This window comes from Ferrovum myxofaciens, from assembly GCF_000735045.1.
GTDB lineage: Bacteria > Pseudomonadota > Gammaproteobacteria > Burkholderiales > Ferrovaceae > Ferrovum > Ferrovum myxofaciens.
In genome coordinates this window covers 32,964-45,681 of sequence record NZ_JPOQ01000059.1, presented here as the reverse complement: position 1 = coordinate 45,681, position 12,718 = coordinate 32,964, and the positions used below count along the sequence as shown (strand labels likewise).

Genomic DNA, 12,718 nt, shown 5'->3' with positions numbered 1-12,718 from the left:
GGCGGGGTTGGGCTTTGAGACGGATGAAGAAATCACCTTCGTTGGCCTCGGTGACCCCGCCACTCAATTGCGTGCCGGTGCGCCGGGAATAGGTCTCCACGTTGGGGTCCGCCTTGATGATGGCTTCCACCTGGCGTAACAGGCGGTCGGTTTCAGTCAGCGAAGTTCCCGGTGGAGAACGATAATCGAGAACGAAGCCCCCTTCATCCATAGTGGGCATGAACCCCGAACCCAGCTGCTCCCAGGCCAGGCCCCCGGCTCCCAACAGCGGCAGAATGAACAGCAGAACCCTTGAGGGGTGCCGAAACAACCCGCGCATCAGGGCATCATAATGATCATGCACCCAGCGGGTCAGACGCCCCCCTTCTTCCTGAAACGCATCCCGGTGACCAAGAAAAATATCCGCCAGCAGAGGAACAGCCAGCCAGGTTACCAAAAAGGACAGGAACAAACAGATCACCATGGTCAGGGACAACGCCTTGAAAAAGGCGCCTGTCACCCCGTCGAGAAATGCCAGAGGAATGAAGATGATCATGGTAGCTGCAGAGGAACCCACCAGAGGGGCCGCAAACTCCCGCGCCGCGCTCATCACCCGCTCATGGGTCAATTCGTGGCTGGAGCGCAGACGACGGACGATATGTTCCAGCATGACGATGGCATCATCGATGATAAGTCCCACTGCGGCAGCTATTCCGCCCAGAGTCATGATATTGAAACTCATGTCCAGCACTCTGAGCAGGATCATGGAAGTCGCCAAGACAGCGGGAACCACCAGCAAGGCAATGATCGTCACCTTGAGATTGCGCAGAAACAGAAGGAGGATACCCGCTGCCAGAGCCACGCCGATGAAAATCGCGTCGCGCACACTGGCAGCAGCCTGCAACACCAGTTGACTCTGGTCGTACCAGCGCGCCAGTTTAACTCCGGGCGGCAGATGAAACGCCCGAATACGCTGCTCGATGGCGCGGGAAATCTGTACACTGTTGCCCGAAGGCTGCTGATAGACATTCAGTAAAACAGCCTCGCGCCCATCAGCGTTGACCCGAATCCACTGAGGGGTGGTCCCGATGGAGACCACGCCCACATCCCCGACCCGCACCACTCCACCGGAACTGCTCAACAGTACGGTCTGACGGAGGTCCGTCAAGGTCTGCAGGCGCGTATCGGAAATCCCCAGATATAACTTGTAATGGTCCTCCAGGCGACCGATGGCCGAAATCACGTTGGCTGCTCCCAGGATCCGCGCCACATCCGCCACGGTCAGGCCACAGGCCTGCAACCGACCCGGATCAAGGGTGACCCGGTACTCCTCCTGGGCTCCCCCGACGGTCTGAACCCGTGCCACTCCTTCCACCCCCGACAAAAGTGGACGCAACTGATATTGCGCCAAATCATGCAGCGCCGTAAGGGGCACCCGATCCGATGTCAGACTGTAGGCCATGAAGGGGAAGACCGTCGGATCCATGTGACGGGTCAGCATGGTGGTCCCGGCAGGCAGGGTGGACAGAATCTGCGCAATGGCCGCATCGATCTGCATGGTCGCCACGGTCATGTCGCGCCCCCAGGGAAAGTTCACCGAAACTTCCGCCGTGCCCCGACTGGTGGTAGAACGAACCGACAGTACCCCAGGCACCCGGCGTACCATCTCCTCCACCGGAATGGTCACCTGCATGGCCATCTGTTCGGCCGGTCGATCCCCTGCATCGAGGGTCACTTCCACCCGAGGAAAATCCACCTGGGGAAAGAGGGTGACCGGCAATCGAAAGGCCGTCACACTCCCGGCAATCACCAGTGCCAGCAAAAAAAACAGCAGGGACCGCCGGTGGGCGCGTACCCATTGACCCCAGTTCATCGTCCAGTCCCACGCACGGCCATGCCGTCGGCCAATTCATAATTGCCCTCCACCACCACCGGCAAGGTTGGGTTCAGGGCCCCTTCCACCCCGGTCATGGTACCGTTTTCAAAGGCAGTCACGGCTACCCGATGGGCATGACCCTCCTGTACCTGAAAAAGGTACGCCTCCCCTGCCTCATCGCGCAGCACCGCAGAGCGCGGTACGGTCCACAGGGTTTGGGTCCGCACCTCCAGTGTCGCGCGCACCTTCATACCCAGAACCGGATCAACCCCAGGATCCAGTCGAACCCACAGGTCCACCCCCTGGGTCTGGGCATTGATCATGCCCTGGAGGGCCACCACGGTTCCGTGCCAGGATTGTGGTGGCCCGAAGAGCGGCGTCAGGGTGACCGGCATGCCCTCGCGCACTTGTCCGGCTTCCTCCACGGGAAGCGTCAGTTGAACTTGAGGCTGCGCTCGTCGCGCTAATTGCAAAATGGTGGTCCCCGCTGGAATGCGTTCGCCCTGTGCCACGCTTTGAGTCAGAATCACCCCCTCAAAAGGGGCGCCAACGGTCACCCGTTCACTGCCTGCCCCCAACCGATCCTGGGCCTGCAAGGCACTTTCGGCATCGCGTAGTGCCTTGCGGGCGGCCTCCAGTTGGCTGACCGTAACCAGTTGTTGCTCGTACTGCCGTTGAAGACGGGCATATTCGTTGTGCGCAAAGTCCCACGTGGTCTGCGCCTGGGTATGACCCACTACGCTGGTCGGGTCCGTTACGAACTCGAAAAGAGGTTCCCCCTGGGCCACCCTCTGTCCGGGCGTCACCCGTACCTGATCCACCATCCCGGCACGGGGCAAGGCAATGCTTTGAGTATTGCGCGGTGTCGAAGTTACCGTACCATAGCCCGTTACCGTAAAACTCATGACTTGACGCTGCAAAGGCTGGGTACGAATTTGTACCACGCCTTCTTCTTCCCCTTGGGCAGTGACGACGCTCAGAACCATCGCCAGCATCCACAGTCTGGTTACGAACCGATTCATTTCAACTCCTTGTAGGGAAACTCGCCTCCCACCAGCGTCTCGAGTGCCACGCGCTCTTCCTGCATGGCCTGTTCGAGCGTAATTTTTTCTGTCAATTTAACCAGGCGCGTTTCCTGCACCAGTGCGTTGGCCGACAAATCCACCGTCCCCGCTTGCAAGGCCAGCGCGGACTGTCGGGCAACCTGGGTTTGCAAGGCCAGGTTCTCGTCGAGGGCACGGAGCGTGTGTTCCAGTTGGGCCAAATCTGACAACAACTGAGCAATTTCCTGTTGTGCCGTATTGATGCGCAGTTGATATTCATCGTGCAGTCGCTGGCGGGTGGCCTTCTCAATGGCGATCACTCCGCGGTTGCGATTGAAGATAGGAAGATTGGTGCTCACGGCGTAACCATGATAATTGGTGCCATTATTGTCACGGGCCTTGAGCAAGCCGAAATTGATGGCCGGAAACTGACCCAGAATGGCTTGCCACAAACGCTGATCCTGGGCATCATAGCCCGCCGCCAGGGCACGTAAATCAGGGCGACGTTGAGGGAGAGTCGGCAGTTGGGCGCGCACCGCCGCCGCATCGAGAATCGGTACCCTGGCCTCGCCCACCAGATTCAGCACCGTTTCTGGGGCCAGACCGAGCAAGGCATTCAGAGCCATCCGATTCTGGGACAGCACCAATTCCGTATCGCTGATCTGACGTTCGATCCCCTGCAGCACCGTAGCATCCACGCTCAGCACCGTCACAGTCAGGTTCCCCTGAGCCAGAGCGCCTTCTTCACGGCGCTGAAGTTGTACCGCAATCTGTCGGCTTTCCTGCAGAGTGTCCCGCAAACCTTCTTCGGCACGAATGCGCACGAATAATAACCGGGCCTGACCCACCACCTGCCACTCCTGCCAGAGCAAGGCCAGATCCGCCTTGCGCGCTTCTGCATCAGCAGTGGCCTGGCGCGCATGATGCAACACCAGGGCACTCAAGTCATAATTGAGTCCCACATCGAAAGCAATGACATTTTCTCCCGGCGTACTGGTCTCGGGAATCTGCGGCGAGTAATAGAATTGGGGATCGGGCAACAATCCGGCATCGAAGGCTTGAGCCCGCGCAATACCCAAATCGTCACGCACCAATTTGAGATCGGGGTTATTGACCACCGCCAGGGTAGCCACTTCCGTCATGTCCAAACCATCGCGAGGATCGAAGGGATGGGCAGCCAGTTCGGGGAAGGGCAAACTTTTGGGATCCACCTGGAGACGGGGCAACCCTTTGGGCCAGGTTGGCGTGCTCACCAAAGGTTCGGGCTGATAAAAGGTGCACCCTGCCAACAGGGTCAACCCCAGAAACCACCCACTTTTGCTCCCTCTCCCCACGCCTTTCTCCCGTCAAAGACCCGGTGATAGCCAGGCTACTGACCCTCAGGATAGCGTAGAAGAATTAGGCTTGGATTAGCCCCCGTGCCAGATCGCGTTGCAAGTCGGTCACCGCTTCCAATCCCACGGACAGGCGCAACATGCCGGGCGTAATGCCCGCTGCCTGACGCACTTCCTCGCTCAATCGACCATGAGTTGTGGTACTCGGATGGGTCAGTGTACTTTTGGTGTCTCCCAGATTGCCCGTGACAGAAATCAGACGCAGGGCATCGATGATGTGCCAGGCCGCCCCTTGCCCACCTGCCACTTCAAAGGTCACCACGGCCCCCCCTTTGCCGCCCTGCTGACGCAGGGCCAAATCATGCTGGGGATGAGAGGGCAACCCAGGATACAGCACACGCGTCACAGCCGGCAAGGTCTCCAGCCATTCGGCCAACACCTGAGCACGGGCGCATTGGGCTTCCATGCGCAAGGCCAGGGTTTCCATTCCCTTGAGGCAGACCCAAGCGTTGAAGGGACTCAGGCTCGGACCCGCCGTGCGCACGAATTGATAAATCGGACTGTCCATGACCAATGCCTGGGAACCCAGGATCGCCCCGCCCAATACTCGTCCCTGTCCATCCAGGTATTTGGTGGCTGAATGAACCACCAGATCCGCGCCCAGTTCCAGGGGGCGTTGCAGGATGGGCGTACAAAAACAGTTGTCCACCACCAAGTGGATTCCATGGTCGTGGGCCACCGTGGCCAAACCAGCCAGGTCCACCAGTTCCATGGTGGGATTGGCGGGGGTCTCCACGAAAAACAAACGGGTTTCGGGACGTACGGCCCGGTCCCAGGCGTGCAGATCGCTCAGAGGTACAAAGGTGCTGGTAACCCCGAAACGCGCCAAAATGCCGGTCAGCATTTGCACTGTGGACCCAAACAAACTGCGCGCGGCCACCACGTGGTCCCCGGCTTTGAGCAATCCCATGAATACCGTAAGGATGGCCGACATGCCACTGGACGTTGCCAGACAGGCTTCGGCCCCTTCAAGCGCAGCCAACCGCTCCTGAAAGGCGGTCACCGTGGGGTTGGTAAAACGGGAGTAGATCATGCCCGGTTCACGATTGGTAAAACGATCTGCCGCCTGCTGCGCATCATCAAAGACGTAACTGGAGGTCAGATAAAGTGCTTCGGAATGTTCGTTGAAGGCACTGCGGTGAATCCCCGAACGGACGGCACGGGTTTCCAGGGCCCACTCATCATCTGCCTGGGGAGAAGCATTTTCTGTCGTCATTGCCCGCCCTTCCCTACGCCGCAGCCGTTGTGCGCAGGTTGAAATCCAGATCCAGTTGCTGGGTTTGATCCTCTTTCTCATCCTCGCGTCGATTTTCCAGCACTTGCAAGTAGGCCTCGTCCACATCTCCCGTAACATACCAACCATTGAAACAGGAAGTATCGAATTCACGAATTCCATGGCTGGCCCCATCCATGGCCAGCACCAGATCTCCCAGATCCTGATAGAACACCCGATCTGCCCCGATTTCCCGCGCAATGGCCTCATCATCCCGCCCCGTGGCCAGTAATTCGCGCCGCGTCGGCATGTCGATGCCGTACACGTTGGGAAAACGCACGGGAGGTGCTGCCGAGGCAAAGATCACCTGTTTTGCGCCACAGTCTCGCGCCATCTGAACGATTTCCCGGCTGGTGGTGCCCCGTACGATGGAATCATCCACCAGCAGAACCGATTTGCCGCGAAATTCCTGGGCTATGGCATTCAATTTCTGACGAACGGAACGTTTTCGCTCCGCCTGACCGGGCATAATAAAGGTGCGTCCTATGTAGCGGTTCTTGATAAACCCCTCGCGATAGGGCACACCCAATGTGGTGGCCAGTTGCAGGGCACTGGGTCGACTCGTGTCGGGAATGGGAATGACCACATCCACCACCAGGTTCGGTGCCAATTGACGAATCCGTTGCCCCAGCAGTTCTCCCATTCGCAGACGGGTTTCATACACGGAAATCCCATCCATGACCGAATCAGGCCGGGCCAGATAGACGAATTCGAAGATACAGGGCACCTTGTGTGCCTGCGGGGCACAGAGGAGCGTATGCAAGCGCCCGTTCTGATCGACGAAAAGAGCTTCGCCAGGTTCGACATCGCGCATCAAGGTGAAGCCCAACGCATCCAGCGCCACGCTTTCCGAGGCCACCATGTACTCCATACCCTGGGAGGTTTCATGAGATCCAATCACCAACGGACGAATGCCGAAAGGATCTCGAAAAGCCAGCAAACCATGACCCGCAATCAGGGCCACTACGGCGTAAGCGCCACGGCAGCGTTGATACACCCGGGTCACCGCCGAAAATATTTCCGGGGTGCTCAGACGATGCCCCTGAGCCACTTCATCCAGTTCATGGGCCAGCACATTAAGCAGAACTTCCGAGTCTGAACTGGTATTCACATGGCGTCGATCCTCTTCAAACAATTCGGCGCGCAGAACAGCGGTATTGGTCAGATTGCCGTTATGCCCCAGAACGATGCCAAAGGGAGAATTGACGTAGAAGGGTTGAGCTTCTGCGGAGGAAACAGCAGACCCTGCCGTCGGATAACGACAATGGGCGATACCCATATTGCCCAGCAAAGAGCGCATGTCGCGGGTACGAAAGACATCCCGTACCAGACCCAGCCCTTTATGCATGTGAAAGGTGTTGCCCTGCGCCGTCGTAATGCCCGCGGCATCCTGACCGCGATGCTGCAGGAGCTGGAGAGCGTCGTACAATAACTGGTTGACGGGTGAGTTCGCCACGATACCGACGATTCCGCACATGAGCCCTGTCCTCGCAGAGTATGACAAGACGTCATTTTAGCGGATTTATGCGGGCTCGGCTGGGAAAACACACTGCACGGATTTTGCCCCGAAGTCCCCAGCCACCGGAACGGGGGGGAATGCTAAAATGAACGGCCCGCCTTTTTTCCGAGAGTCTGCTCCTTGATCAACGACATCCTGCACAGTCCCCTCTGGACCTACTTCGCCACCTATACCTGGTTAGACCTGTTGCTGACAGGAATACTGCTGGCTTCCATCCTGTTCGGCTGGACTCGCGGCATGGTGCGGGAATTTTTCAGTCTGGTCAGTTGGCTGCTGGCCTTCTGGGTGGCCCACACCTGGAGCGAAAAGTTAGCCCATGCCTTGCACCCCTGGATCTCCCAGGAGGTCCTGCGCTGGGTTCTGGCTTTCCTGTTGATTTTTGCAGGAGTTCTGATTCTTGTCCGGTTGATCAGTACCCTGCTCCAACGCATCGTCAAAAAAATCGGGCTGGGTTCTCTGGACGGCCTGCTGGGCGCACTGTTCGGTCTGCTGCGCGGAGGATTGCTCCTCCTGGCCCTGCTCCTGCTGGCCGGGTTGACCCCCTTGCCCCGTCAGGCCGACTGGAAAGAATCGCGCCTCCTGCCCTATGCCATGCCGGGCGTCCACCGGATTCTGAGTTGGTTGCCCCCTGCCCTGTCTCAACTCTTTCACTATTGAGGCGAGGATACCCGCATACCCTGCACTCCCAACTGATTCAGCCGTTGCAGGGCAGAACTCAGGGCAGATTCGCTGGGGAAGGGGCCAATGCGTACCCGCCAACGGGGGGTCCCCGCAGACTCCAGGGAGTCGATGTGGGATGGAAATCCCAATTTGAGCAATTTTTTTTCCAGTTGAGTCACCCGTTCCTGATGGGCAAATACCCCCACCTGAATCCAAATTTCTGTTCCTGCTGCTGCAACTTCTGATTTGTTGGCTTCTCCCCTCGCTATGGCGGGAAGGGCGTCCACCGTTTTGGCCTTGACGGTCTCCGGTTTTCTCACTGGCGTTTGGGTGATGGGTTTCTGTACGGGAACCGCTGCCGAAGGAGTAGTCTCTTTTTCGACAGACAAATCCACCAGTTCTTCCGTGGTCACCACGGGGTTCGTTGCAACGGAGGATCTCACCCCGACACTTCCTGAGGCGGTTCCTGTCGGCGGTGCAGAACCGTAAAGTTGCGGCACCACGGGGACAGCGGGCGCAATGGAAGGGGTTGGGCTAACGTTTCCCTCTTTGGGCGCACGCGCCTGATCGAGCAGCAGGGGAACGCCCACAGCCGTCAACGATGCCAGCACCCCCACCCCAATCAGGCGCTGGCGATGACGCTGACGCATCAACTGAAGGTCGGGATTGTTTTCCATGCAGTCAAAGGGCAGATACTTCCTCGGGATCGATGGTCAGAATACTCAACAGATTGGCAATGCGAGTGCGCTGCTGACGTCGATCCATAATCATGTCGATGGCGCCCTTGGCCAGCAAAAACTCGGAACGCTGAAACCCATCGGGCAATACCTCGCGTACGGTCTGCTCGATCACCCGCGGTCCGGCAAAACCGATCAGGGCATTGGGTTCGGCAATCACCACATCCCCGATCATGGCAAAACTGGCCGATACTCCGCCCATGGTGGGGTCTGTCAACACCGAAATGTAGGGCAGACGTGCTTCGGCCAAACGAGTCAACGCGGCACAGGTCTTGGCCATCTGCATCAGGGAAAGCAGTCCTTCCTGCATGCGCGCTCCCCCACTGGCCAGAAAACACACGAAGGGGCATTGGGAATCGAGGGACGCCTGGACCGCGCGCACAAAGCGCTCCCCCACCACGGACCCCATGGACCCCCCCATGAACTCGAACTCGAAGGCCGCCACCACGATGGGCATTCCCTCAAGAAACCCCTGCATCACCACCAAAGCATCTGTTTCAGCCGTATTGGTTTGAGCCTCGCTCAGTCGTTCGGTATAGCGCCGACTGTCCTTGAATTTAAGGGGATCGATGGGCACGATTTCCGCGCCCAGTTCCACTCGTCCTTCCGGGTCCAGAAAACCATCCAGACGAATGCGTGCCGTAATACGCAGATGGTGCGCACACTTAGGGCAGACATGCAGGTTGGCCTCGAGATCCGTACGATAGAGTACCGCCTCACAGGAAGGGCACTTGACCCATAATCCTTCAGGCACCGATCCCTTGACATTTTTCTTGTCCCGCTTGATGCGCGGGGGCAATAGTTTCTTGAACCAACTCATTGGGCACCGTCCATGGCAAGACGAAATTGGCGCATCAGCGCCTCTGCTCGGCGGGGCACCTCGGTCGGTGTACTGGCCTCGATTTCTTCAACCAGACGGGACCCAACCACCACCGCATCTGCAACTTCCGACAAACGTCGGGCCGTAGCCCCATCGCGAATACCAAAACCCACCCCCACCGGAACCTTGGCATAGGAACGAATGCGAGCAACCTGAGTGGCCACCGCTTCCACCTCCAGATGTCCCGCACCGGTCACGCCCCGCAAGGAGACATAGTACAGATATCCCGTGGCAAGTTGTGCGATTTCACGCATGCGCTGCTCCGTCGTGGTGGGTGACAACAAAAAGATGGTATCGATCCCAACCAAGGTCAGCGCAGCTTTCAGGTGGCGTGCCTCGAGGGGGGGATAGTCCACCACCAGCACACCATCCACGCCGGCGGCCCGAGTCTGTAAGGCAAAGGCATCCAACCCCAGGCGTTCGATGGGATTGGCATACCCCATCAATACCACCGGGGTCATACCGTCTGTTTGACGAAACTCGGTCACCACGGCCAGCACATCGGTCAGGGTCACTCCGTTCTGCAAGGCACGCTCGCTGGCGCGCTGGATGGTGGGACCATCGGCCATGGGGTCGGAAAAAGGAATCCCCAGTTCCAGGATGTCGGCGCCCCCGGACACCAAGGCCTGCATGGTGGGAACAGCCGACTCCAGTAAGGGGTCTCCCACGGTGAAAAACGGGATCAAAGCCTTCCGGTTCAAACCGGACAAGTGTGCAAAAGTGGATGCAATTCGCGACAAAATCAACCTCTCCTAAAGATGCAAACCACTGCGTTCGGCCACCGTCGCCATATCTTTGTCTCCACGCCCGGACAGGTTGACCAGAATGATCTGATCCCTCCCCAGCGCAGGGGCCATTTTCATAGCTTGAGCAACGGCATGACTGGATTCCAGAGCCGGCAAAATTCCTTCCAGGCGACACAGGGTATGGAAGGCTTGAAGTGCTTCCTCATCGGTGATGGCCACATAGGACGCCCGGCCGTTGTCCTTGAGCCAGGCGTGTTCCGGCCCCACGCCTGGATAATCGAGCCCCGCCGAAATGGAATGGGTTTCGATGATCTGACCGTGCGCGTCCTGCAGCAAATAAGTACGGTTGCCATGCAAGACTCCAGGCACCCCGGCGGACAGGGAAGCGGCATGACGTCCGCTGGACAAGCCGTCACCCCCGGCTTCCACCCCGATCAAACGAACCGACTCCTGCAGGATATACGGGTAAAAAATCCCCATGGCATTGGACCCCCCGCCCACACAGGCCAAAATTACATCGGGCTGACGCCCCACCAACTCGGGCATCTGAGTCAAACACTCGCGCCCCACCACGGCATTGAAATCGCGCACCATGGTGGGGTAAGGATGGGGACCTGCCACCGTACCGATGATATAGAAAGTATCATCAATATGGGTGACCCAGTCACGCATGGCTTCGTTCAAGGCATCCTTGAGGGTTTTGGAACCACTTTCCACAGGCACCACCTGGGCGCCCAATAACTTCATGCGGTAGACATTCTGGGCTTGGCGCCGCACGTCCTCTGCCCCCATGTAGACCACGCATTCCATGCCATAACGCGCCGCCACGGTGGCCGTCGCCACCCCATGCTGACCAGCACCGGTTTCGGCAATAACTCGCGGTTTACCCATGCGCCGGGCCAGCATGGCCTGACCAATGGTATTGTTGACCTTATGGGCACCGGTATGGTTGAGATCCTCGCGTTTCAGATAGATCTGCGCCCCCCCCAAATGTTCGGATAACCTTTTGGCATGATAAATCGGGCTGGGGCGCCCCACATAGTGATGCAACTCATGGGCCAACTCGGCCAGAAATTCCGGGTCCTGGCGGTAACGCTCGTATTGCGTCTTGAGTTCCTCGATGGCGGCCATCAAAGTTTCGGATACGAAGGTCCCCCCATAGGGACCAAAATACCCTTCCTGGTCCGGCAAATCATACACGTTCATCACTTCTCCCTGTCAAAACCATCGGCCTTCGCCACCGCTTCCAAAAAATTCTGCACGCGCAGGCGATCCTTGCGTCCTGGTGCCCTCTCCACGCCACTGCTCACATCCACGGCCCAGGGATGTACGGTCCTGACTGCTTCCCCTACGTTATGGTCAGTCAAACCACCGGACAGCACCAGAGGGCAGGGTAACTGACGGGGCAACACTGACCAGTCGAAGGTCTGCCCAGTACCGCCAGGGATCCCCGGAACGAAAGCATCCACCAGAATCCCCTGGGCCTTTTCATGGCATGCCGCGAATTGTACCAAATCAAAGCCCTCGTGAACGCGCGCTGCCTTGATATAAGGCACCCCATAGCCCCCACAGTCCTGGGCCGACTCTTCGCCATGGAACTGGAGGCAGTCCAAAGAAACCGCCGCCAGGGTCTGTTCAATGGTATCTCGGGAGGCATCCACGAACAGTCCCACCACGCTGACAAAGGGGGGCAAAGCCGCCCGGATGGCCTGCGCCCGATCCAAACCGAGGGCGCGAACACTGGGAGGGTAAAATACCAATCCCACCGCATCTACCCCGGCCGCCGCCACTTCCAGCGCGTCCTCCACCGTGGTCAAGCCACACACCTTGACGCGGGTTCTCATTCCTGGCGCCCCCTCGGCAAATTCCATGCTTCATCATACTCCACTGCGCTCAGACAAAGGCCCTCCGGCGCAAAGGTCGGCGCAGCCCGGCTACGATCACCCTGCCGTAATAATTCTGCCATCCATTCCGGGGACGCCGCACCACTGCCCACCTGGATCAGGGCACCCACCAGATTGCGCACCATGTGCTGGAGAAAAGCATCCGCCTGAAAAGTAAAATGAAATTCTTCTCCCACCCTCTCCACTTCAGCCCGCAACAGCGTCTTGATCGGCGTTTTGGCTTGACACTCCGCCGCGCGAAATGCGCTGAAATCATGGGTTCCGAGTATCCATCCACACCCCGCGCGCAATTTGTCCAGGGTCAGGGGACGATGCGTCCACCCCAACACGCCGCTGGCATAAGCCGGACGTACCGGATGACTGAGCAGGCGATAACGATAGGTGCGTGAACGGGCCGAAAAACGCGCATGGAAAGGTTCAACCACCGGCCAGGCCCATAGAACCGCAACCGTAGACGGCAAATGGGCATTGGTGCCCCGCACCCAGGCCTGAAGGGAACGCCCCACGGACGTATCAAAGTGAACCACCTGACCGGTGGCATGCACCCCCCGGTCGGTACGCCCCGCCGCAATCACGCCAATAGGTTCTCCCGCTACCGCCGCCAGTGCACCTTCCAGCACGCCTTGCACCGTCAGGTCCCGGAGCTGACGCTGCCAGCCATGAAAACCACTGCCCTGATACTCCACCCCCAAGGCAATTCGCCCCAT

Annotated in this window: 12 protein-coding genes; 1 reads left to right on the top strand and 11 read right to left on the bottom strand. The window is 58.6% G+C overall.

Translation table 11 applies throughout. The annotated features are described in order from the left end of the window. The 5 genes from IV91_RS0108345 to purF form a co-directional block, all read right to left on the bottom strand. On the bottom strand, positions 1-1,852 hold a 1,852-nt coding region (locus tag IV91_RS0108345; protein WP_031597549.1), incomplete at its 3' end, for an efflux RND transporter permease subunit. Next, positions 1,849-2,877, bottom strand: a complete 1,029-nt coding sequence (locus tag IV91_RS0108340; protein ID WP_051862375.1) for an efflux RND transporter periplasmic adaptor subunit — start codon at positions 2,875-2,877, stop codon at positions 1,849-1,851. The genes IV91_RS0108340 and IV91_RS0108345, both read right to left, overlap by 4 nt. Further along, on the bottom strand, positions 2,874-4,232 hold the full coding sequence (locus IV91_RS0108335; protein ID WP_035417492.1) for a TolC family protein: 1,359 nt from the start codon (positions 4,230-4,232) through the stop codon (positions 2,874-2,876). Before IV91_RS0108335 ends, IV91_RS0108340 begins: the two co-directional genes overlap by 4 nt. A gap of 64 nt (positions 4,233-4,296) precedes the next feature. Then, entirely contained in the window at positions 4,297-5,508 is a 1,212-nt protein-coding gene (locus IV91_RS0108330; protein ID WP_031597546.1) for an O-succinylhomoserine sulfhydrylase, read from the bottom strand. A gap of 13 nt (positions 5,509-5,521) precedes the next feature. After that, positions 5,522-7,042: an amidophosphoribosyltransferase gene (gene purF / locus IV91_RS0108325; protein ID WP_031597545.1), complete on the bottom strand. Its 1,521-nt coding sequence runs from the start codon at positions 7,040-7,042 to the stop codon at positions 5,522-5,524. Positions 7,043-7,204: 162 nt separating this feature from the next. Here purF and IV91_RS15775 point away from each other — a divergent pair, with 162 nt between their 5' ends. Then, on the top strand, positions 7,205-7,741 hold the full coding sequence (locus IV91_RS15775; RefSeq protein WP_051862373.1) for a CvpA family protein: 537 nt from the start codon (positions 7,205-7,207) through the stop codon (positions 7,739-7,741). Here the strand turns inward: IV91_RS15775 and IV91_RS0108315 are convergent. The 6 genes from IV91_RS0108315 to truA are packed head-to-tail and all read right to left on the bottom strand — an operon-like array spanning position 7,735 to position 12,718. After that, a complete protein-coding gene (locus IV91_RS0108315) occupies positions 7,735-8,421 on the bottom strand; it encodes an SPOR domain-containing protein (RefSeq protein WP_031597541.1) in 687 nt (228 codons plus the stop codon). The two genes, IV91_RS15775 and IV91_RS0108315, sit on opposite strands and share 7 nt — an antisense overlap. Before the next feature lie 4 nt (positions 8,422-8,425). After that, entirely contained in the window at positions 8,426-9,301 is an 876-nt protein-coding gene (gene accD, locus IV91_RS0108310) for an acetyl-CoA carboxylase, carboxyltransferase subunit beta (RefSeq protein ID WP_031597540.1), read from the bottom strand. Continuing rightward, positions 9,298-10,101, bottom strand: a complete 804-nt coding sequence (gene trpA, locus IV91_RS0108305; protein ID WP_031597539.1) for a tryptophan synthase subunit alpha — start codon at positions 10,099-10,101, stop codon at positions 9,298-9,300. The genes accD and trpA overlap by 4 nt, the downstream gene beginning before the upstream one ends. 12 nt (positions 10,102-10,113) lie before the next feature. Continuing rightward, positions 10,114-11,307 carry a tryptophan synthase subunit beta gene (gene trpB, locus IV91_RS0108300; protein ID WP_031597537.1) on the bottom strand — a complete coding sequence of 398 codons (1,194 nt, stop codon included), beginning with the start codon at positions 11,305-11,307 and terminating at the stop codon, positions 10,114-10,116. A 5-nt stretch (positions 11,308-11,312) separates the two neighbouring features. Beyond that, complete coding sequence (locus IV91_RS0108295) at positions 11,313-11,951, bottom strand: phosphoribosylanthranilate isomerase (RefSeq protein WP_031597535.1); 639 nt, start codon at positions 11,949-11,951, stop codon at positions 11,313-11,315. Continuing rightward, positions 11,948-12,718, bottom strand: a complete 771-nt coding sequence (gene truA, locus IV91_RS0108290) for a tRNA pseudouridine(38-40) synthase TruA (protein ID WP_031597533.1) — start codon at positions 12,716-12,718, stop codon at positions 11,948-11,950. Before truA ends, IV91_RS0108295 begins: the two co-directional genes overlap by 4 nt.

Coding starts and splice junctions, on each gene's coding strand:
- accD (WP_031597540.1), bottom strand. CDS start 9,301: ATGAGTTGGTTCAAGAAACTATTGCCCCCGCGCATCAAGCGGGACAAG.
- IV91_RS0108340 (WP_051862375.1), bottom strand. CDS start 2,877: ATGAATCGGTTCGTAACCAGACTGTGGATGCTGGCGATGGTTCTGAGC.
- IV91_RS0108295 (WP_031597535.1), bottom strand. CDS start 11,951: ATGAGAACCCGCGTCAAGGTGTGTGGCTTGACCACGGTGGAGGACGCG.
- purF (WP_031597545.1), bottom strand. CDS start 7,042: ATGTGCGGAATCGTCGGTATCGTGGCGAACTCACCCGTCAACCAGTTA.
- IV91_RS0108315 (WP_031597541.1), bottom strand. CDS start 8,421: ATGGAAAACAATCCCGACCTTCAGTTGATGCGTCAGCGTCATCGCCAG.
- truA (WP_031597533.1), bottom strand. CDS start 12,718: ATGGGGCGAATTGCCTTGGGGGTGGAGTATCAGGGCAGTGGTTTTCAT.
- IV91_RS0108330 (WP_031597546.1), bottom strand. CDS start 5,508: ATGACGACAGAAAATGCTTCTCCCCAGGCAGATGATGAGTGGGCCCTG.